This window comes from Brevibacterium mcbrellneri ATCC 49030 (assembly GCF_000178455.1).
GTDB classification, from domain to species: domain Bacteria; phylum Actinomycetota; class Actinomycetes; order Actinomycetales; family Brevibacteriaceae; genus Brevibacterium; species Brevibacterium mcbrellneri.
The window spans coordinates 15,380-35,726 of the sequence record NZ_ADNU01000069.1; the positions used below are offsets into that span (position 1 = coordinate 15,380).

General features: G+C 57.2%; 20 protein-coding genes. 11 read left to right on the plus strand and 9 right to left on the minus strand.

What is annotated here, in order from left to right; all coding sequences use genetic code 11:
* Window positions 1-88 precede the first annotated feature (88 nt).
* A complete protein-coding gene (locus tag HMPREF0183_RS12985) occupies window positions 89-313 on the plus strand; it encodes a hypothetical protein (RefSeq protein ID WP_211205346.1) in 225 nt (74 codons plus the stop codon).
* Between the two features lie 215 nt (window positions 314-528).
* On the plus strand, window positions 529-2,115 hold the full coding sequence (locus tag HMPREF0183_RS10120; protein ID WP_005885744.1) for an AbgT family transporter: 1,587 nt from the start codon (window positions 529-531) through the stop codon (window positions 2,113-2,115).
* Between the two features lie 138 nt (window positions 2,116-2,253).
* Here the strand turns inward: HMPREF0183_RS10120 and HMPREF0183_RS10125 are convergent, their stop codons facing one another.
* From HMPREF0183_RS10125 to HMPREF0183_RS10140, 4 genes are all read right to left on the minus strand, one after another.
* Window positions 2,254-2,715, minus strand: a complete 462-nt coding sequence (locus tag HMPREF0183_RS10125) for a hypothetical protein (protein WP_050775411.1) — start codon at window positions 2,713-2,715, stop codon at window positions 2,254-2,256.
* Window positions 2,712-3,818 (minus strand): adenosine deaminase, encoded by a 1,107-nt coding sequence (locus tag HMPREF0183_RS10130; RefSeq protein WP_005885748.1) that lies wholly within the window; start codon window positions 3,816-3,818, stop codon window positions 2,712-2,714. Before HMPREF0183_RS10130 ends, HMPREF0183_RS10125 begins: the two co-directional genes overlap by 4 nt.
* A gap of 17 nt (window positions 3,819-3,835) precedes the next feature.
* Window positions 3,836-4,987 carry an amidohydrolase gene (locus HMPREF0183_RS10135; RefSeq protein WP_342610924.1) on the minus strand — a complete coding sequence of 384 codons (1,152 nt, stop codon included), beginning with the start codon at window positions 4,985-4,987 and terminating at the stop codon, window positions 3,836-3,838.
* Between the two features lie 142 nt (window positions 4,988-5,129).
* On the minus strand, window positions 5,130-6,236 hold the full coding sequence (locus tag HMPREF0183_RS10140) for a mannose-1-phosphate guanylyltransferase (RefSeq protein WP_005885752.1): 1,107 nt from the start codon (window positions 6,234-6,236) through the stop codon (window positions 5,130-5,132).
* Window positions 6,237-6,470: 234 nt separating this feature from the next.
* Here HMPREF0183_RS10140 and sdhC point away from each other — a divergent pair, with 234 nt between their 5' ends.
* From sdhC to mobA, 6 genes are read left to right on the plus strand one after another with little or no spacing between them, the layout of a single operon-like run.
* Window positions 6,471-6,848, plus strand: coding sequence for a succinate dehydrogenase, cytochrome b556 subunit (sdhC, locus tag HMPREF0183_RS10145; RefSeq protein WP_005885754.1), 378 nt, complete (start codon window positions 6,471-6,473; stop codon window positions 6,846-6,848).
* Between the two features lie 5 nt (window positions 6,849-6,853).
* On the plus strand, window positions 6,854-7,303 hold the full coding sequence (locus HMPREF0183_RS10150) for a succinate dehydrogenase hydrophobic membrane anchor subunit (protein ID WP_005885756.1): 450 nt from the start codon (window positions 6,854-6,856) through the stop codon (window positions 7,301-7,303).
* A gap of 31 nt (window positions 7,304-7,334) precedes the next feature.
* Window positions 7,335-9,095 (plus strand): succinate dehydrogenase flavoprotein subunit, encoded by a 1,761-nt coding sequence (gene sdhA, locus HMPREF0183_RS10155; protein WP_005885758.1) that lies wholly within the window; start codon window positions 7,335-7,337, stop codon window positions 9,093-9,095.
* Entirely contained in the window at window positions 9,095-9,889 is a 795-nt protein-coding gene (locus tag HMPREF0183_RS10160) for a succinate dehydrogenase iron-sulfur subunit (RefSeq protein WP_005885759.1), read from the plus strand. Before sdhA ends, HMPREF0183_RS10160 begins: the two co-directional genes overlap by 1 nt.
* A 1-nt stretch (window position 9,890) precedes the next feature.
* Window positions 9,891-11,177, plus strand: coding sequence for a D-alanyl-D-alanine carboxypeptidase family protein (locus HMPREF0183_RS10165; RefSeq protein ID WP_050775412.1), 1,287 nt, complete (start codon window positions 9,891-9,893; stop codon window positions 11,175-11,177).
* A complete protein-coding gene (gene mobA / locus HMPREF0183_RS12290) occupies window positions 11,174-11,794 on the plus strand; it encodes a molybdenum cofactor guanylyltransferase (protein ID WP_005885762.1) in 621 nt (206 codons plus the stop codon). Before HMPREF0183_RS10165 ends, mobA begins: the two co-directional genes overlap by 4 nt.
* Here mobA and HMPREF0183_RS10175 read toward each other — a convergent pair.
* Both HMPREF0183_RS10175 and trpS read right to left on the minus strand, forming a co-directional pair.
* A complete protein-coding gene (locus HMPREF0183_RS10175) occupies window positions 11,784-12,818 on the minus strand; it encodes an App1 family protein phosphatidate phosphatase (protein WP_005885764.1) in 1,035 nt (344 codons plus the stop codon). The two genes, mobA and HMPREF0183_RS10175, sit on opposite strands and share 11 nt — an antisense overlap.
* A 32-nt stretch (window positions 12,819-12,850) precedes the next feature.
* A complete protein-coding gene (trpS, locus tag HMPREF0183_RS10180) occupies window positions 12,851-13,864 on the minus strand; it encodes a tryptophan--tRNA ligase (RefSeq protein ID WP_005885766.1) in 1,014 nt (337 codons plus the stop codon).
* Between the two features lie 185 nt (window positions 13,865-14,049).
* On the opposite strand from trpS, the gene HMPREF0183_RS10185 reads away from it, so the two are divergent.
* Window positions 14,050-16,287 (plus strand): carbon starvation CstA family protein, encoded by a 2,238-nt coding sequence (locus HMPREF0183_RS10185; RefSeq protein ID WP_005885768.1) that lies wholly within the window; start codon window positions 14,050-14,052, stop codon window positions 16,285-16,287.
* Window positions 16,280-16,483 (plus strand): CstA-like transporter-associated (seleno)protein, encoded by a 204-nt coding sequence (locus HMPREF0183_RS10190; RefSeq protein WP_005885770.1) that lies wholly within the window; start codon window positions 16,280-16,282, stop codon window positions 16,481-16,483. The genes HMPREF0183_RS10185 and HMPREF0183_RS10190 overlap by 8 nt, the downstream gene beginning before the upstream one ends.
* A 108-nt stretch (window positions 16,484-16,591) precedes the next feature.
* Here HMPREF0183_RS10190 and HMPREF0183_RS10195 read toward each other — a convergent pair whose 3' ends face one another.
* Window positions 16,592-17,410, minus strand: a complete 819-nt coding sequence (locus tag HMPREF0183_RS10195) for an exodeoxyribonuclease III (protein WP_005885772.1) — start codon at window positions 17,408-17,410, stop codon at window positions 16,592-16,594.
* A gap of 104 nt (window positions 17,411-17,514) precedes the next feature.
* On the opposite strand from HMPREF0183_RS10195, the gene HMPREF0183_RS10200 reads away from it, so the two are divergent.
* Window positions 17,515-18,000 (plus strand): GNAT family N-acetyltransferase, encoded by a 486-nt coding sequence (locus tag HMPREF0183_RS10200; protein WP_005885773.1) that lies wholly within the window; start codon window positions 17,515-17,517, stop codon window positions 17,998-18,000.
* 140 nt (window positions 18,001-18,140) lie between these two features.
* On the opposite strand, the gene HMPREF0183_RS10205 is transcribed toward HMPREF0183_RS10200, so the two are convergent.
* Both HMPREF0183_RS10205 and glyA read right to left on the minus strand, forming a co-directional pair.
* Complete coding sequence (locus tag HMPREF0183_RS10205; RefSeq protein ID WP_005885774.1) at window positions 18,141-19,019, minus strand: bifunctional methylenetetrahydrofolate dehydrogenase/methenyltetrahydrofolate cyclohydrolase; 879 nt, start codon at window positions 19,017-19,019, stop codon at window positions 18,141-18,143.
* Window positions 19,019-20,302, minus strand: coding sequence for a serine hydroxymethyltransferase (gene glyA / locus HMPREF0183_RS10210; RefSeq protein WP_040348980.1), 1,284 nt, complete (start codon window positions 20,300-20,302; stop codon window positions 19,019-19,021). Before glyA ends, HMPREF0183_RS10205 begins: the two co-directional genes overlap by 1 nt.
* Between the last annotated feature and the right edge of the window lie 45 nt (window positions 20,303-20,347).

The window sequence follows — 20,347 nt, forward strand, 5'->3', positions numbered from 1 at the left end:
GAACGACTGTCACAGTTTGACCTAGTTTGCACATTCGCTCGCTGTGCACGGTAAAGTGCAAACCACTGGAACAGTTGAGAACGTTCAAGTGAAGTTTGAGCAGGTTGAACTGATCACTTTGAGCTGGGATTGGAAGGAGTCGGTAACTGTGGCCGAACACGCTTTCTCATCCTCGCGCGCCTTCCCAGCAAATGCTCACGACATTCAGCTCCCTCACCTCGACGTGGTGGCAGCCCGCAAGCCATTGGACAGGGCCGGGCCGTGTATGTGCGCGGTGCTGTCGAATTCCTTCGGCTTCGGCAGGCACGCGTAGCCCTGCTCGCCAACGTTTAAGTGATTCGTCACATCACGCGAGCACTGAGCCACACCCTAACGGGCAGCCTCGCTCCAAACGGGACGTGCCTTATCAACCCGCACACGTAGCCTGCCACCTCAGACACACTCAGATTCTGGCTGAGACCAGCCGCAACGAGAAGCGATGCACCGCGGTGATTTATCCCCATCCAACCCGTGTACAGGAGCTTCACTATGCCCAAAAACACTCAGCTGAACGAATCTGATTTCAGCTCAACTACAACAATCAACCCAGACGACAAACAACCGACCTCCTCAACGGAAACCCAGGAGACCCACCCAAACCCCGCAACCCCGGAAGATACCTCGGGCAGCCCTGATACCCCGGCAGGGTCTGATACCTCGGCACACCCAGCTACCAGCACAGACACCCCAGCAAAGCGGTTCCAGATGCCGCACCTGTTGTGGCTCATGCTCATCATCCTGGGCTTGGTCGTCTTAGCCAGCTACTTCATCCCGGCCGGCCAGTTCGAGGAGGGCCCTGACGGAAGCATTGACCCGGACTCATTCTCCTTCCTCAGCCAACAAACACCGGTCAGTCCGCTCGACGCACTCATGCTCCTGCTGAGTGGTGCTGTAAAAATGGCCCCCATCGCCTTCGCCGTGCTCATGGTGGGAGCCAACGTACACGTAGTGCTGGAATCCAAAGCGTTTGAAAATCTCCTCAACGCGACCGTCTACCGACTCCAAGATAAGAGCACTCCCCTCCTGATTTCAGGGCTGTTCTGCCTCATGGTCTACCTGGGCGGGTTCTCCGGCAGTGACGCGCTCATCGCGATCGTTCCCATCGGAGTGCTGTTCGCCCGTAAGCTGGGCCTTGACGGCATCGTAGCAATCAGCGTGACCACGTTCGCGGCTCTCATCGGATTTGGGACCGGGCCAAAACACATGGCCATTACGCAGATGATGATCGGCCTGCCGCCCTACTCCGGTTTTGGGGTGCGCCTACTCATCATGAACGGGTTCATGCTGGTTGGGCTCGTGTTCGTGCTCCGCTACGTGAACAAAATCCAACGCGACCCCACCCGCTCCCCCATGTGGAAGCACGGATGGCGCCCGCTGGCCCAGGACGACGACAGCACCGTCGCCGCTGAAACACTCCGCTTCCGATCAGTCATGGTCATCGCGCTTTTCCTGTTGCAGTTCGGCGCGATCATTGCGTACTCACTGCTCATCGATTCCAAACGAACCATCGACGCGATGTTTGCGGTCAACCTCGTATCGGCGATCGTGATCGGTAAAGTCGCCGGCTTCAAGTGGAATCAATTGGCCGAATCGATCGTCCGTGGTCTCCAAAGCATGGCTTTCGTATCGGTCATCATTGGGATGGCCGGCGCGATTTCGATCATTCTGCAAGAAGCCCACGTGATCGACACAATCGTGTACACCATCACGCGTCCGCTTCACGGGGTGGGGCTGGGCTGGTCGGCTGTGCTCATGGTGCTACTGTTCGCAGTCATCAATTTCATCATCCCGTCCACAGCCGCGAAGGCCGCGATCTTGATTCCGCTTCTGGCGCCAATCGCAACCGCACTGGGCATGCACCACCAGATTGCGCTGCAGGCGTTTCAGCTGGGTGACGGGTTTACCAACCTGCTGTCGCCTGTTCTGGCGTGGCTCGTGGGGTCCTGCGTGACCGCAGGCGTCCCGTACCTCACATGGGTCCGCTGGGTCGCCCCTAAGGTCGGAGTCTTCCTGGTTTTGAGTGCCGCTCTCATGTTGGGGCTCACGGCCTTGGGCTGGACGGGAGGCGTCGCGTAACTCCGCGCGTCTATGCGGCTCATCCTTCAGGGTCTCGCGGGTGCCGAGGTGTGTGCACCTAGGTGTTTGCACTCAAGCACCCGCGGGGCTGGTAGGCCCAAAGGTCCCGCCTGCCCGGCATTGCGTCGAGGTTAGCCCTCACCGCCGCTTCTTCAACGACTCCTGCTGAAGCCCCTTCAGGCGTTCTTCCTCACGGGCTTCGTGCTCAAGCAAGCGCGCTTCATACCAGGTCAGAGTAGGTGGCGCGAACAGCCCCACCAGCGTCGCCACGGCCAGCACAATCGCCGGCCCGCCGACCCGAAAATCCTGCCCCACAATCGCGAACCCAGAAATTAACTGCAACACCTGCCACGCCACACTTGCAGGGCGAGCCCAGCGGACACCTCGGGAAACCCCGAACATCACGCCCACCATCAACGCGCCAAACACCACAAACATGGCCCCCAACGCCAACAGCGACGTCACTTCTTCCTGAGCGGAAACCGCCAGAGCAACCGCCCACACGCCTGCCCCTACCAGGGCAAGCGCCTCCAGCGACAGTGCCCCCAAGGCAATCCACAGGGTTGATGGCCGAGGTGGAACAGAGTTTGTCTGGGTCACAGCTCGATCCTGGCGAACCCTGGGATCACAAGCTCGTCGAGCAGACGCTCGCGCACGTCTAAAGGCAGGAATGCCGCGTTCAACGCGTTGACGGTGACCCATTCGAGGTCGGTCTGATCCCACCCAGCACGGTCAACCAGCAAACGCATCTCCTTGGACACCGACGTTCCTGACATCAACCGGTTATCCGGGTTGACCGTCACCGCAAAGCCCAGGTCTTTCAGTCCCGTGATGGGGTGCGTTTCAATCGAGTCGGCCGCACCCGTGTGAACGTTCGAGGTGGGCGACAGTTCCAGCGGAATCTGCCGGTCCAAGATCCACGAGGACAACTCCCCTAAGGTCCCCTGACCGTCGACAATGTCCATGTCTTCGACGATCCGCACACCGTGCCCAATGCGCTGCGTGTGGCATACCTGGACCGCTTCAAAAATCGAGTCGACCCCAGCGCCTTCACCCGCGTGGATCGTCAGAGGGAAACACGCCGCGTGCAGAGTTTCACACGCTGTCAAATGTTTACTTGGCGGGTTGCCCTCTTCAGCACCAGCCAGGTCAAATCCAACTACCCCGCCATCACGGTGACGCAATGCCAGCTCCGCTACCGCAACAGAATTCTTTGCGTGGCGCATGGCCGTGAGGATCTGCCCCACACGAATGAACTTTCCAGCTTCAGCGACAATCGCAGTTCCTTCATCCAACCCCGCTTGCACTGCTGCAACAGCCGCATCCATGTCGAGGTCACCCTGCACGTGTTGTTCTGGAGCCCACCTGGCTTCTGCATAGAACACTCCGTCCGCAGCCTGATCAAGTACCCATTCACGGGCAACACGCTTTAGAGCATCGGCCGTCTGCATGACAGAAACCGTCAACGCGAAGGACTCCAAATAACGTTCCAAGCTCCCCGAATTGGACGCGCCCAAAATACGTGCCCGCATATCGCTGGGGTCACCTGAAGGGATCTCAACGCCGGCTTCCTGGGCCAGTTCAATCAGGGTTGAAGCGCGCAAACCACCGTCGAGGTGGTCGTGCAGTGAAACCTTGGGAAGCTCCAAGATAGGGTCACGGTCGTCAACGCCAACAGGTGTAGGAAAAAGGTTAGTATCCACACTTCCACCCTAGCGGATCACGCGCGGTTCAGAACCTCTAGCGCCACGGCACAGTTCACCCGCGTCGCAATTCCCACAGCGCGCTCGTCAACCAAGAAGTCACCCTGGTGAATGTCATACGTGTGTCCGCCAGGCGTGCGTGTTCCCAAACGAATGAGAGCACCCGGCACCCGGGTGAGATACCACGCAAAGTCTTCCCCACCCATCGACTGTGGGGTCAGTTCCACCGAATCCGGCCCTAACTCCTGCCGGATTGCGTGCTCTGCCAACGTCACTTCTTCTTCGGTGTTGACAACCGGCGGGACACCTCGACGGTGTTCCAACTCAACTTCCACACCGTACGGGCCCGCAATCCTGTCAACCAAGTCTGGCAAAACCTGCGCAACCTTATTCCACCCGTCAACGTCCAGACACCTCAACGTCCCCATAAGGGAACCTTCATTGGGCACCACATTGGGAGCATGACCAGCTTCGACCGCGCCCCACACCAAGGAAAACGCGTGGCGTGGGTCAATCAGCCGCGACAGAGTTGACGGCAGATCAACGGCCAAGCGGCCAAGGGCGTACACCAGATCCTCAGTCAAGTGCGGACGTGACGTGTGGCCACCGTGTCCACGCAAGCGCAGAATAACCGTGTCACCTGCCGCCGTGATGGGCCCAATACGCGAACCCACCTTGCCCACGTCCACGTTCGGATCACAGTGCAGGGCGTAGCACAGAGGAACACCCGTGAGCGCACCCTGCTGGATAATCTGCAGCGCCCCACCCGGAGTTACTTCTTCAGCTGGCTGGAAAATACAGCGGATCGTGCCACCTAAACCACCCTTGGTTTCGTGGATACGCGACAAGGCGAGCGCAGCACCCATCGCCGCGGTGAGGTGAACATCGTGGCCACATGAATGGCTCACACCGGGCACGGTCGAAGCGAAATCGGTCCGGGTTAAATCATCTAGCGGAAGGGCGTCGATGTCAGCGCGCAGGCCACCCACGATGGGGCCTTCGCCCACATCCACATACAAGCCGGTACCTTCGAACAGCACGGGCTCAAGACCCGCGTCCCTCAGGCGTTGCGCGATCTTCTCAGTTGTGCGGTGCTCAACATTAGACAGTTCGGGGTGGGCGTGAATATCACGACGGAACTCGATGAGCTCATCCACTAGCTCGTTCACAACTGACTGAATCAACGCGCCCTCTTCCTATTCACTGTGTGCCAATAATGTAGTCGCTCACCGCCACGTGAGCCAGTTCATGACACGGAATGACACACTTACTGGCACACAACAGGGCCCTACAGAATCTGCGTCACAGAAGTCACAGAATCTGGTTCAACCCCTGATCTTCCAGACGCGCAACCACGCTCTTGACTTTTTGGGCGCTGTTCCGACTCGTCACAAGCAACGCGTCGTCCGTGTCCACGACTACCACGTCGTCAAGACCTACAAGAGCCACAGGACGGTCACCGGTTGAAATCACCACACCAGACGAGTCCTCCGCTACCACCGGCGAATCACCAATCACCTTCACCGCACACCGTTCCCCTGGCGCCGGCTGCCGTAGCTTGGCCACCGCATCGAAGTCTCCCACGTCATCCCAACCGAAGTCGCCGGGAACAACCACAACACGCCCAGCACGCGCGGCCGGTTCGGCGATCACATAGTCGATCGCCACTTTCTCCAACTGTGGCCACACCTCGGCCAAGACAGCTTCTTGACGGTCGGTGCCCCACACCTCGGCGATCTTTTCAAGCCCCGCATACAGATCAGGGGCGTGTTGCGCGAACAACTCCAACATCGCGTCAGTGCGCGCAATAAACATTCCCGCGTTCCACCGATAGCGCCCCGAAAACGTGTACTTCCGAGCCGTCGTCGCATCTGGTTTTTCAACAAAGTTCAGCGCACGGCGGGCAGTGGGGGCAGCGTGCAACCCCAAGTTCGCACCGGCCTCTATATACCCGTACGCCGTCGACGCATATGTGGGTGTGATCCCCACCGTGACAATGTCTCCACCAGACGCTGCCGCCACCGCTTGTGTGACCACCGTGCGGAAATCTTCGGCGTTGGTAATCGAATGGTCGGCAGAAAACGACCCAATGACGGCATCCGGATCAGTGCGGTGAATGAGCGCGGCGGCCAACCCAATGGCTGCCGCAGAGTCCCGAGGTGAAGGCTCCCGAACCAGCCGATCCTCACGTAAGTCTGGGAGCTGCTGCGAGACCTCCTCAGCGTGAGCCTGCCCCGTCACCACCCACATGTGGTCCGGGTCCACCAACGGGACCGTCCGTGACCAGGTGGACTGCAGCAGGGTTGACCCCACCCCCAGAATGTCGTGCAAGAACTTTGGCCGGTCACGACGGGACAAAGGCCACAGCCTGGTCCCCGCTCCACCGGCTGGGATCACCACATGAAAGTTGGGAATCATTGCATCATTGTTGCTGGCATAACGTCCACACTTCCACCAGACACGCGCCACGATATGAAACCCGAGAGATACCCCACGCTTATATGGCGTTATTATGTGTAATGTCTGCGAATCTCATAAAGATCGCGGTAATTCGCGGGATTTAGTGGATACAGATTCGCTCGATTGGCTAAAGCGACGCCCCAGGCGTAGCTTTTATATGTTATTAAAACTGTCTCAACTGGAGGATGCCCCGTGGCTAAAGCCTCAACGGGCACGCTGTACCGCGGACACGAAGGAATGTGGTCCTGGGTCGCTCACCGCGTCACAGGTGTTGGTATTTTCTTCTTCCTGCTGGTCCACGTGCTTGACACAGCCCTTGTACGCGTATCGCCTGCAGCCTATGACGCTGTTATTGGAACCTATAAGACCCCCATCATGGCAATGGCTGAGATCGGGTTGGTTGCAGCAATCATTTTCCACGCATTCAACGGTGTGCGCGTGATTCTTGTCGACTTCTGGAAGGGTGGCCCCAAGAACCAGCGCAAGATGTTCTGGGCTGTCATGATCCTGTGGCTGATCGTCATGATCGCTTTCGTTCCCCGCCACCTCATGCACACGTTCGGAGGTTGAGAAAAGTGACAGCAACTTCAATTCCCGCTCCTCGTAGCGAATACACCCGCCACAAGAACACCCGTTCCAAGTTCGAGCTTGCGGCCTGGCTGTTCATGCGTGTTTCAGGACTGATTCTTGTCATCCTGATTTTTGGTCACCTGTTCGTCAACCTGTGGCAGGGCGAAGGTGTTCAGGGACTCGACTTTGGTTTCGTCGCCGGTAAGTGGGCTAGCCCGTTCTGGCAGATATGGGACCTGGCTATGCTGTGGCTGGCTATGCTCCACGGAACAAACGGTATGCGTACCATCATCAACGACTACGCAGAGAAGCCAGGCACCAACGTTGTCCTGCAACTTGTTCTGTACATCGCATCAGCCATCGTTGTGGTTCTGGGAACCCTGGTGATCTTCACCTTTGACCCATGCCCAGTGAACACCTCGGCTGAACTTCTGCCCACATTCTGCACCGCTTAGTGACAGTCGTTTAAAGGAGAATTGAGTATCTATGCAGGTACATGAGTACGACGTTGTCATCGTCGGCGCAGGTGGCGCCGGCATGCGCGCAGCCATCGAATCCGGGCAGCGCGCACGCACAGCTGTTCTTACCAAGCTGTACCCAACCCGTTCGCACACCGGTGCGGCTCAGGGTGGTATGTGTGCAGCTCTTGCCAACGTTGAAGAAGACAACTGGGAATGGCACACATTCGACACCATTAAGGGTGGCGACTACTTGGTTGACCAGGACGCCGCTGAAGTCATGGCAAAAGAAGCCATCGATGCGGTTCTTGACCTGGAAAAGATGGGGCTGCCGTTCAACCGTACGCCTGAAGGCAAGATTGACCAGCGTCGCTTCGGTGGACACACCCGCGACCACGGTAAGTCGCCTGTACGTCGCGCGTGCTACGCCGCTGACCGTACGGGTCACATGATTCTTCAGACCCTTTACCAAAACTGCGTCAAGCACGGCGTTGAGTTCTACAACGAGTTCTACGTTCTGGACCTCGTAATGACCGAGGTCGACGGCCAGCGCCGTCCGGCAGGTGTCGTTGCATACGAACTGGCAACAGGCGAAATCCACGTCTTCCGCGCTAAGGCCGTTGTGTTTGCAACCGGTGGTTTCGGTAAGGTCTTCAAGACCACCTCGAACGCTCACACGCTCACCGGTGACGGTGTTGCTGTGACCTACCGGAACGGTCTCCCACTTGAAGACATGGAGTTCTTCCAGTTCCACCCAACCGGTTTGGCTGGCTTGGGAATCCTCCTGTCTGAGGCTGCCCGAGGTGAAGGTGCAGTTCTGCGTAACTCCGAGGGTGAGCGCTTCATGGAGCGTTACGCACCTACCATTAAGGACTTGGCTCCACGTGACATCGTGGCTCGCTCCATGGCGAACGAGGTGCGTGAAGGTCGCGGTTGTGGACCAAACAAGGACTATGTTCTTCTGGACCTCACCCACCTGGAGCCAGCACACATTGACGCGAAGCTTCCGGACATTACCGAATTCGCCCGCACCTACCTGGGTGTTGAGCCATACACAGAACCTGTTCCTGTGTTCCCAACGGCTCACTACGCGATGGGTGGTATCCCCACCAACGTCGAATCGGAAGTTCTTGCCGACAACGACACGGTAGTTCCTGGCCTTTACGCTGCCGGTGAATGTGCCTGTGTTTCGGTCCACGGTTCAAACCGTTTGGGAACCAACTCGCTTCTGGACATCAACGTGTTTGGAAAGCGCGCGGGAATCGCTGCTGCGGAATACTCCAAGACCGCTTCGCTTCCTGAACTCCCAGATGGCGCTGCTGACCGCACGGTCGATATGATCGAAACCATGCGTCGCTCCAACGGTTCAGAACTGATCGGCGCGATCCGTAAGGACCTTCAGGAAACCATGGACACGCACGTTCAGGTGTTCCGTACTGAAGAAACTCTGCGCACAGCGCTTAAAGACATCGAAGCTTTGCGTGAACGCTACAAGAACGTGGGTATCCACGACCGCGGAAAGCGTTACAACCTGGATCTCCTCGAAGCAATCGAGTTGGGCTTCCTTCTTGAAATCGCCGAGGTGGTTACGGTTGCCGCTCTGCACCGTAAGGAATCGCGTGGCGGACACTTCCGTGAAGACTTCCCGAAGCGTGACGACGAAAACTTCATGCACCACACCATGACCTACCGCGACGAATCAGCAACTGCTGAAGGTGTCGCAGGAATGCGTTTGGAAACGAAGCCCGTCGTTATAACGCGGTACCAGCCTATGGAGCGTAAGTACTGATGAGTGAAAAAGAAGTAAAGACAGCTGAGCCAGCATCCAAGGTTGATCTTCCTGAACACCTGGGTGGCGGTGGCGGAGAAATCCCATCGTTCGATTGCACAATCCGTATCGCACGCTTCAACCCTGAAGCTGACTCCGAGCCACACTGGGAAGACTACAAAGTCACCATGTACGGCACGGACCGTATCCTGGACGCTCTGCACAAGATCAAGTGGGAGATCGACGGTAGCCTGTCGTTCCGCCGTTCATGTGCGCACGGTGTCTGTGGTTCGGACGCTATGCGAATTAACGGGCGTAACCGCCTGGCATGTAAGACCCTGCTGAAAGACCTGGACACGAACAAGCCCATCACGGTCGAAGCTATCAAGGGCCTGCCTCTTGAAAAAGACCTCATCGTGGACATGGAACCGTTCTTCCAGTCCTACCGCGAAATCATGCCGTTCTTGATCACGTCTGGTCACGAACCAACTCGCGAACGCCTGCAGTCGCCTGAAGACCGCGCCATCTTTGACGACACCACTAAGTGCATTCTGTGTGCCTCGTGTACCTCGTCCTGCCCAGTGTTCTGGACCGATGGCCAGTACTTTGGACCTGCAGCAATTGTGAACGCACACCGCTTCATCTTCGACTCACGTGACGAAGGTGGCGACATGCGCCTCGAGGTTCTCAACGATAAGGAAGGTGTATGGCGTTGCCGCACCACCTTCAACTGTACGGAAGCTTGCCCGCGTGGAATTGAAGTCACCAAGGCAATTGCAGAAGTCAAGCAGGCGTTGCTGACCCGAGCGTTCTAACGTGGCTTTACACCCTCTAACATGTGGCCGTCGCTTTTTAGCGGCGGCCACTGTTGCCCTCGCAACCTTTTCAGTTGTGGGGCCCACCAACGTTGTGGGGACGGAACCGGCGAGCGCGCACACGGTTGTGGCGCAACCGGCAGAAACCACCTCTGCCACATACACCAGCCCCACCGACTTAGGTGACGGCACTTCCCCACCCAAGCCAGCAGCCGATGCGTGGCTCGTAGCAAACCTGGATACCGGCGAAGTACTGGTATCCCATGGCGAGGACGTGGTCTCATCGCCGGCTTCCGTACAGAAACTTCTCACAGCCCTGGCCCTGGTCGACGAACTCCCCGACGTCAAAAAGAAACACCGCATTTCAGAGGCCGACACACAAGTCGACGGGACCCGCGTGGGATTACTGCGCGACAACGAGTATTCGATCGACTTGCTGTTCCGCTCAATGCTCATGTCCAGCGCTAACGACTCCGCGTACGCGCTTGGCGAAGCAGTGGGCGGGCAACATAAGGCCCTGGAGCTCATGCACCGCAAGGCTCGGCAACTGGGAATGGACTCGACCGTTGTGGGCACCACCAGCGGCCTTGACGCCCCCGGGCAAGGCACCACCATCGATGATTTGCTAAGACTCGCACACGAGTTCACCAAGAACAAGTACCTCATGAAGGTTGTACAAACTCAGACCTTGGATTTCCCCGGTGGTTATGACCACGACAAGAAGAAAAAGGTCAAGGGATACCAGATCCAGAACCACACGCGGTTAATTGGGCTGGTTGAGGGGGCTATTGGCCTGAAAAACGGTTACACGCAAGAAGCCCGCGGTTCGTTTTTAGGGGCCGCCACCCGAGGTGACACCACGTACGCCGCGGTGGTCTTGCGCGCGCAGACACAGAGTCGCCAAGCAGCCGCAGATCTTCTCAACTGGGCATTCAACCAGACAGACCCAAAAGTCACGCGCACTGTGGCGTTCGAAGATCTCAGCACGCCCTCACCTGTTGCTTCGCCTGCCGCGTCGGCTGGGACTAGTGATTCTGGAGCTGAGAGTAGCTCGTCCGACGCACGCAGTGGGACAGAGTCAGATATATCAGTCGAAGAGATGCGTGAGTCTCAACCAGCCGGAGCTGCGATCCCTGCCAACATCGGGCTCGCACTTGGCCTTCCCGTTGCCGTCTTTGCTGTTGCGGGTGGCATTCTCATGTACCGTTCGCGCCATAGTCGTTCCGGCAACAGTCGTTCCCGCCGAGGCGAAGAGGCGCGCGAAGACCAAGAAGGTACCGGCAGGTGAGTCAGGGCTCACGCACTGAGGAGCCTTCGCTCACTGCCCTTCTGGTGTCCGGAGGCAAGGCAACGCGGCTGGGCGGTATCACCAAGACCGCACTCACAGCTAACGGTGTTCCGCTGATCAAACGCGCCCTCTCAGCCGTCCGTGGCGTATCCCCGCACTGCCCCGCCGTCGTGGTGGGAGACACGGACGGGTTGGACGACCTCGGGCACGTGACCCACCTACGCGAAAACCCACCGTTTTCCGGCCCTGCCGCAGCGATTGCCGCCGGGGTGGAGCACGTGACGACTGACCTTGTTGCGGTCCTTGCCGCCGACCTCCCCCTCATTGACGCGCACACCATTCGCGCGCTCATTGACGCGGTAGGTCAAGCGGATTGCGCAGTGGCCGTTGACCCTACCGGGCGAGTGCAATATCTGACGGCCGTGTGGCGTACGCGGGCGCTGGCTCAAGTGGTTTCCGCCGCCGAGGTGGCCCACCGGCCCGCTCGCACCCTTTACGAGCACTGTGAGTGGGTTCCCATTCACCTTGAGCAGGCGACCACGGCAGACATCGACACCTATGCTGATGCTCAGCGCTTCGGGGTGGACTTAAGAGGCGCGTCCACGCCTAGACAATGATTCCGCGGTCGTTCATCTTCTCCATGAGGCCTGCTCCGTCTGACGCGTAAATCCACGGAACACCCTGGCCGCGTCCCGAATTCTTCGAACGCCCACCGGCCCACACTGCTTCACCCACTGTGAGCTGACGGATACACACGGCGACAACATTGTTGGGGTGGTTCTCGACGAACTCACCATAGATGTCTTCATCATGCTGGCCGTCGTCTCCTACCAGCAACCATTTGATGTTGGGGAACTCCCGGGCCAAACGTTCCAACTGGATGCGTTTGTGTTCTTGACCAGAGCGGAACGCTCGCGTAGCTGTTGGGCCCCAGTCAGTGAGCAAAAACGGCCCGTCCGGATACAGGTTCCGGGACAAGAAACGTTTCAGTGTCAACGCCACATTCCATGCCCCCGTAGACAAATAAATGATGGGCGCGTGCGGGCGCAAATAGGTGAGACGGTCATACAGGACCGACATGCCCGCGACCGGCGAACGCGCATGCTCATCCAACACAAACGTGTTCCACGCGGCCAAAAACGGACGCGGCAACGCAGTCACCATGACCGTGTCATCGATGTCAGAAATGATGCCGAACTTTTCGTCATCTGCCACAACGTGCGCAGTAGCCGTGTCGACCAGAGACCCCTGCGTCCAGATCTCCAACTCAACTTTCCCCGGCTCAAAGTCGCCGGGAATCACGGCGTCCACGATGCCACCTCGGTCGGATGCCACCATATGTTCCTGGCCATTCACACGCACCCACGCAGTCGCCTCGTTGAGCGGAATGGACCCAAACGACCTGAAACCGCGAATACTCGCGTGCATATCTGCAGCCGGTTGCCCGGTCTTAGTCAAAACAATGCGCGCCAACACGCGGATAAAACTTTCAGTCCCATAGGAGTCATAGGCGATGACTGTGCGTTTCCATCCACGCTTGGTCGCTTGTTTCCGTTGCCAGTCCTGGACCTTGTCTTCGAGACGAGCGGCGGTGTGGATGACCTCGGGGGCAATGTTGTTGGGCTTGTATTTCTTGGCCACCAGGTGGTGCTCCTTAGGGGTGGGTGGAGAGTTTAGAGAAAACCGACGCGGTCATACGCATTTTTGACCGTCACATCAGCGATCTGCGTAGCCTTGTGAGCTCCGTTCAAGAGGATCCGCTGAAGTTCTGCTCGGTCTTCCAGCAGTTCGTTGGTGCGGGTCCGTACGGGGGTGAGAGCTTCAACAGCGAGATCTGCGAGCGCAACCTTGAGGTGGCCGTACATCTTCCCGTCGAATTCGGCAACGATGCTGTCGATGCTCTGGCCCGACAAAGACGAATAAATGGTGAGCAGATTCGACACTCCCGGCTTGTTATCCGGATCGTACGCAATCACAGTGTCGTTGTCAGTGACGGCAGATTTAAACTTCTTCTGAAGAACCTTTGGCTCGTCCAGAATGTCGATGCGCCCAGCAGGGTTCTTCCCAGACTTCGACATTTTTGCCGACGGATCTTGTAGGTCATAGATTTTCGCCGTCTGTTTGAGGATTCCTGCCTCAGGAACTTTGAACGTTTCGCCGTAGCGGTTGTTGAAACGTTCCGCCAAGTTGCGTGTCAGTTCCAGGTGCTGACGCTGGTCCTCCCCCACGGGCACAACATCGGCCTGGTACAGCAGGATGTCAGCGGCCATGAGTGCCGGGTAGGTTAGCAATCCCAGCGACACGTGTTCGTTCTTTGCGGATTTGTCTTTGAACTGGGTCATGCGCTGAGCTTCACCCAAAGACGTGGTGCATTCCAGGATCCAGCTCAGTTTTGTGTGTGCGTCGACGTGGGACTGCACAAAGATTGTGGACTTTTCAGGGTCGAGTCCCGCGGCAATGAACTGTGCTGCTGTGCGCAAGGTACGTTCACGCAGTTCCTCAGGGTTCTGCTCCACCGTGATCGCGTGCATGTTTGCGATGAAGAAGAACGCGTCGTGGGTTTCCTGCTGTGCAACGAACTGTTGCAGAGCGCCAATATAGTTACCGAGGTGAAGGGATCCCGACGTCGCTTGAACACCTGAAAGTGAGCGAGGACGGGTGACTGCTGATTGACTCATGCCCTCCATTCTGCCATTTCAGCATCATAGAACCGTCTCAATCAGCAAAAAACGCGTTGATTGCACGTGTTAAGAGTCACATCAAAGTATTATGCTAATTACCTCCAAAGTTGGAGTGACCGCAAGCACACTCTGCGTGTGCAAAACCAAAGCTTCGTCGCCTGCGACGACATACCCCAAAATAAGGAGCTCGAATGTCGGTTGAGTACATTAAAACCGATGAAGCTCTCCCACCAGTTGCAGTGGAAGAGAAGCCCCGGTGGACACCGGGCAAAATTGTTTTATGGGTAGCCATTGCCCTTATCGCCGGTATCGGCTGGACCATGATTGCGATTGTTCGTGGTGAACAGCTCAGCGCAAGTTGGTTCGTCGCAGCAGCTGTGGGTTCCTACCTCATCGCTTTTAGGTTCTACGCGAAATTCATCGAATGGAAAGTGTGTCGCCCTGACCCCAAGCGCGCCACACCCGCTGAACTTAACGACAACGGAAGGGACTTCACCCCCACCGACCGACGTGTTCTCTTTGGCCACCATTTCGCCGCCATTTCTGGCGCTGGGCCACTTGTGGGACCGATTCTTGCTGCTCAGATGGGTTACCTTCCCGGCACCCTGTGGATCGTTCTGGGTGTGATTGTTGCTGGAGCCGTGCAGGACTACATGGTTCTTTACTTCTCGACCCGCCGGAACGGACGCTCACTTGGCCAGATGGCCCGCGACGAGCTCGGCAAGGTCGGCGGTATCATCACCTCAATCGGAATCATCCTCATTATGACCATTCTGATTGCGGTGCTGGGTGTTGTCATTATTAACGCCCTTGCAGAATCCCCATGGGGTGTCTTCTCGATTGCGATGACCATCCCAATCGCATTCTTCATGGGCTTCTACATGCGGTACCTGCGCCCAGGTGCAATCGTGGAAACCTCGGTGATCGGTGTTACCCTTCTTGTCCTCTCAATCGTTGTAGGCGGTTGGGTTCACAACGACCCGTTGTGGTCAGAAGTCTTCCACCTCACCAAAGTCCAGCTGGCATGGGGGCTGATGATCTACGGCTTCTTTGCAGCCGTTCTCCCGGTGTGGATGCTTCTTGCACCACGTGACTACCTGTCCACCTTCATGAAGATCGGAACGATCGGCCTGTTGGCAGTCGGAATCATTCTGGTGAACCCAGAAGTGCAGATGCCTGCAGTCACACCGTTCGCGTCTAATGACCAAGGTCCGGCATTCGCAGGTTCCTTGTTCCCATTCCTGTTCATCACGATTGCATGTGGTGCACTTTCTGGATTCCACGCCCTTATTTCCTCTGGAACTACGCCTAAGCTGCTAGAAAAGGAATCACAAGCCCGCCTCATTGGTTACGGCGGAATGCTCATGGAATCGTTCGTGGCAATCATGGCGCTTGTCGCAGCTGTCAGCTTGGACAAGGGAATCTACTTCGCAATGAACGCCGCCGAACCTCTCACTGGTGGAACGCCTCAGGGCGCGGCCGACTTCATTACGAACAAACTTGGTATGCCGGGCATTGACGTTACTCCAGAAGCACTTGAACAAGCCGCGCACGACGTCGGAGAAGCCTCGATCGTGTCCCGTACCGGTGGTGCTCCTACCCTGGCTATGGGAATGGCCCACATTCTGCACAACGTGTTCGGTGGACCGGCCTGGATGAGCTTCTGGTATCACTTCGCGGTGATGTTCGAAGCGCTCTTCATCCTCACCACGATTGACGCTGGTACTCGTGTCGCACGTTTCATGCTTTCAGACCTGTTGGGCAACTTCATGCCTAAGTTCCGAGACCCGTCATGGAACCTGGGCGCGTGGCTCACCACCTTGGTCATGGTTGCCGGATGGGGATCGATTCTGGTGATTGGTGTGACTGACCCTCTTGGTGGAATCAACACGTTGTTCCCGCTGTTCGGTATAGCTAACCAGCTTCTTGCAGCGGTAGCCCTTGCGGTGGTTCTAGCGATCGTTGTGAAGTCTGGTTACGCAAAGTACGCGTGGATCCCAGGTATTCCACTTGCATGGGACCTCGCTGTGACCATGACCGCGTCGTACCAGAAGATCTTCTCGACTAACCCCAAGCTCGGATACTGGGCACAGCACTTCGCAGTGCGTGAAAAGCTGGCCGCTGGGGAAACGTCCATGGGTAACATCAACGGCGCAGAAGCGATGAACGCGGTTGTTCGCAACACGTTCATCCAAGGAACCCTGTCAATCGTGTTTGCTGTTCTGGTGCTCATGGTCGTCCTTATGGCGCTGTACCAGTGCTTCAAAGCAGTCACCACAGGAAAGGTGAGCACGTCAGAAGAGCCAGCAGTGCCCACGAAGATCTTCGCACCAAAGGGACTCATCCCCACTAAGGCAGAACGTGAAGTTCAGGCTCAGTGGGACGCGTTCCAAAAGGAGCATGCACAAAAGGTCAAAGCGAATGACTAAGGTTTCGACACTCCTTAAACCGCTAAAAGCTGTTCATTGGTATATCAAGGAAATCATGGGCGAAAACGCCTACAAGCACTACCTCGAGTCCTATCAACAGCGGCATGGCACCTGCGAAGGCGCCATGGGAGAACGCGAGTTTTGGCGCGATCTCACTGACGAACAGGATCGAAACCCTAAAGCGCGCTGTTGCTGAGCACGCTGTAGCTAAGAAACTGGGGGCACACGTTTTCACACGTGTGCCCCCAGTTTCGTTTACGCCTGACTACATGTGAGGAGTTACGCTTTGACCCGCCGTTACCACTTACTTGTTGTCCACAAGCTCCGGCAGGTCGTAGTCAATGACTAATGGCGCGTGGTCACTCCACCGTTCACCCCATGACGCGGCCCTGTGTACTTGCGCGTTCGACGCCAATTCAGCAAGGTTGGGCGTGGCCATGTGGTAGTCAATCCGCCAGCCTGCGTCATTGTCGAAGGCTTTTCCTCGCATGGACCACCACGTGTACGGGCCCGGAACCTCACCGGAAAGTTTGCGGTGAACGTCGATCCAGCCGAGGTCGCCAAAGAATTCGTCAAAGTACGCACGTTCTTCCGGAAGGAAACCAGCCTTCTTTTGGTTGGCTTTCCAGTTCTTAATGTCCAGTTCCGTGTGCCCCACGTTCAGGTCACCCGTCACAAGTGCATAGTCAGCGTGACGCGCAAGCTGTGGCAAACGCTCTTTCATGCGATCCAAGAATCGATACTTGTCATCCTGTTTAGGCGTCCCCGCTTCCCCTGAGTGCACGTACGCGGAAACAACCGTGAGTGTGGAGCCATCGTCTAAGTCATAGTCACATTCGATCCAACGGCCGGCCCCCGCAAAGTACTCATCGCCGATCCCGATACGCACCTCACGCGCTGGTGTCTGCGATACAACAGCAACACCTGCCCGCCCTTTTGCTTCAGCATCAGCGCTGTATGCACTGCCTCCGAATGGCTCCATGACTGAGTAGGCAATGTCATTTGCAGCCCTGACTTCTTGCAAGGTTAAGATCTGTGGCGTGTTCTGGTTAAACCAGGGTTCCATTCCTTTCCGCATAGCTGCGCGGATTCCGTTCACATTTACGCTGGCGACAGTAATCATGTGTTCATCCTTTCACGCAAAATATCTTACGAGTGACTCGGCTAACGTCCCTGTCATGAAAATTGGGTACAGTTAGAAGTCCTGAGATGACAAGGAGACGACTCATGGCAACACCGGAATTCGACATTGAACGTCTAACCGTCAGCCCACTCGACGAAGTCGACGCGCAAGACCTGCGCACCTTCTTGGTCGATGAACAACAGAAGTTCTGGGGCGAACGCGACCTCAGCGAAGACCATGATCCATACTGGTTCCGCCAGTTGGCTGCGTCTGGCCTGGTCGCTCGATACAAAAACGAAATCGTTGGGTACCTTCTGGGTGTGATTCCTCTGGACGGTCCCGCTTATATTCACCTCGTTGCTGCCCGCGACGACTTCCGCCACCAGGGAATCGGTCGCAGGCTTTACGACTCGTTCATCGAGTTGGCACGAAGCAAAGGCAAAACCGAAGTTCAGGCAACAACAATGCCGGAAAACTCAGCAGCCGTTTCGTTCCACTCATCAATTGGGTTCGAAAGCGTGCTCATGGACAATTACGCAGGCAAAGACAAAGCGCGCATTTTGTTCAAGCTCACGCTTGCTCTGCAGTAGTCGCAGGCACACAAACCAAACACAAAGCGAGGGGATTCACATCCCCTCGCTTTGTGTTTGTGCGAGCAACACTAGCCAGACAAAACTAGCCAGCTAGACAGCTCCGGGTTAACCACCTCGGGCGAACCCTGGCAAGCCCACTACGCAAGTGACCGTTCAGCGCTTTCAATGACGTTACGCAACAGTTCAACGCGCGTCATGGGCCCTACTCCCCCAGGGTTGGGCGAGTAGAACGACGACTTAGCCCGCGCTTTTTCCGAAACGTCGCCCACGACCCGGGACTTCCCAGTTTCAGGGTCGGTTTCGCGCGAAACTCCCACATCAACCAGCACCACGCCATCCTTGACCGAGTCCCCATCCACAATGTCTTTCACTCCTGCGGCGGCGACAACGACATCGGCCTGTTGGAGCAGTTCCTTGAGGTTTGTGGTGCCCGTGTGCGTGAGCGTCACAGTGGCGTTCACGGCGCGACGAGTCAGAATCAACCCGATGGGCCGGCCCACGGTCACTCCGCGTCCCAGCACCACTACGTGTTTACCGTTGAGGTCAACACCGTGGCGTTCCAGAAGCTCAACGATCCCCACCGGCGTGCATGGCAGTGACGACTCAACGTCTTCACCCACCCGTAGAACCAGGCGCCCCAAGTTCATGGGGTGCAGGCCGTCGGCGTCCTTGTCAGGGTCGATCAGTTCCAAAACCCGGTTGGTGTCGATTCCTTTAGGCAGTGGCAACTGCACGATGAAGCCCGTGCACGCAGGGTTGTCGTTAAGGCGCTGAACTGCGTCCTCAATTTCCTGTTGGGTCGCGGTTTCAGGAAGGTCTTCTCGAATCGACTCGATGCCCACTTCAGCGCAATCGCGGTGTTTACCCGCCACGTACCACTGTGAACCAGGGTCCTCGCCAACCAGCAACGTGCCCAGTCCAGGTGTGACACCGTGCTCTCTGAGGCGCGCAACCCGTTCAGCGAATTCCTGTTTGAGTGCTTTTGCTGTCGCTTTTCCGTCGAGAATCTGGGGCATCAGTACTGTTTCAGTCCTTCATAGAGCGGGAATGCTTGGGTCAGGCGGTTAACGCGCTGGCGCTGTTCGTCAAGGTCGCAGCCTGGTTTGAGGACCTGCGCCATGATGTCGGCGACTTCGGTGAATTCTTCGTGGCCAAAGCCTCGGGAAGCCAGTGCTGGGGTTCCCACGCGCAGGCCCGAGGTGACCATGGGTGGCCGTGGGTCGAAAGGAACCGCGTTGCGGTTAACAGTGATGCCAACCGAGTGGAGTAGGTCTTCCGCTTCTTGCCCGTTGAGCGCGGAGTTGCGCAGGTCGACGAGCACCAGGTGGACGTCGGTTCCTTCTGTCAGCACGCTGACACCGGCGTCGGTGACGTCGTCCTGCAGGAGGCGTTCAGCCACGATCTTTGCTCCACGAATGGTGCGTTCTTGCTTTTCTTTGAACTCAGCTGACTGTGCGATCTTAAATGCGATCGCTTTAGCCGCAACCACGTGCATGAGCGGCCCGCCCTGCTGTCCAGGGAACACAGCCGAGTTGATCTTCTTGGCGATGTCTTCGTCGCGGCTCAGGATCAGACCTGAACGTGGGCCACTGAGGGTCTTGTGCACGGTTGAGGACACCACGTCCGCGTATGGGACGGGGCTGGGGTGCAGACCTGCGGCCACGAGCCCGGCGAAGTGCGCCATGTCTACCCAAAGTTTCGCGCCAACTTCGTCAGCAATTTCGCGGAATGCTTCGAAGTCGAGGTGGCGTGGGTAGGCCGACCAGCCGGCCACAATCACTTTTGGCTTGCTTTCCAGCGCGGTCTTGCGCACCTTGTCCATGTCCAGACGGTTGGTTGCTTCGTCCACACCGTATGCGGCGATGTCGTAGAGGCGGCCGGAGAAGTTGATCTTCATACCGTGAGTCAAGTGACCACCGTGGGCCAGGCTCATTCCCATCAGCGTGTCCCCTGGGCGGGCCAGAGCGTGCATGACGGCCGCATTTGCCTGTGCGCCAGAGTGAGGCTGCACGTTAGCGAAGTTTGCCCCGAAAAGCTCTTTCACACGGTCGATCGCAAGGTTTTCTGCGACGTCAACGTGTTCGCACCCGCCGTAGTAGCGACGCCCGGGGTATCCTTCCGCGTACTTGTTAGTGAGGACTGACCCTTGGGTTTGCAGAATGGCTTTGGGGACGAAGTTTTCCGACGCGATCATCTCTAACGTGTCGCGTTGACGTTGCAGTTCGTCATTCAAAACCTGTGCGATTTCTGGATCGACCTGTTCGAGCGATTCGCTCAAAATGGAGGGCACTGACGACATTAAACTCTCCTTGCAGAACTGAAGATCAGCGCTCATCTTTGTGAC

Coding starts and splice junctions, on each gene's coding strand:
- HMPREF0183_RS10120 (WP_005885744.1), top strand. CDS start 529: ATGCCCAAAAACACTCAGCTGAACGAATCTGATTTCAGCTCAACTACA.
- HMPREF0183_RS10140 (WP_005885752.1), bottom strand. CDS start 6,236: ATGATTCCCAACTTTCATGTGGTGATCCCAGCCGGTGGAGCGGGGACC.
- sdhA (WP_005885758.1), top strand. CDS start 7,335: ATGCAGGTACATGAGTACGACGTTGTCATCGTCGGCGCAGGTGGCGCC.
- HMPREF0183_RS10160 (WP_005885759.1), top strand. CDS start 9,095: ATGAGTGAAAAAGAAGTAAAGACAGCTGAGCCAGCATCCAAGGTTGAT.
- trpS (WP_005885766.1), bottom strand. CDS start 13,864: ATGGAGGGCATGAGTCAATCAGCAGTCACCCGTCCTCGCTCACTTTCA.
- HMPREF0183_RS10185 (WP_005885768.1), top strand. CDS start 14,050: ATGTCGGTTGAGTACATTAAAACCGATGAAGCTCTCCCACCAGTTGCA.
- HMPREF0183_RS10190 (WP_005885770.1), top strand. CDS start 16,280: ATGACTAAGGTTTCGACACTCCTTAAACCGCTAAAAGCTGTTCATTGG.
- HMPREF0183_RS10195 (WP_005885772.1), bottom strand. CDS start 17,410: ATGATTACTGTCGCCAGCGTAAATGTGAACGGAATCCGCGCAGCTATG.
- HMPREF0183_RS10200 (WP_005885773.1), top strand. CDS start 17,515: ATGGCAACACCGGAATTCGACATTGAACGTCTAACCGTCAGCCCACTC.
- HMPREF0183_RS10205 (WP_005885774.1), bottom strand. CDS start 19,019: ATGCCCCAGATTCTCGACGGAAAAGCGACAGCAAAAGCACTCAAACAG.
- glyA (WP_040348980.1), bottom strand. CDS start 20,302: ATGTCGTCAGTGCCCTCCATTTTGAGCGAATCGCTCGAACAGGTCGAT.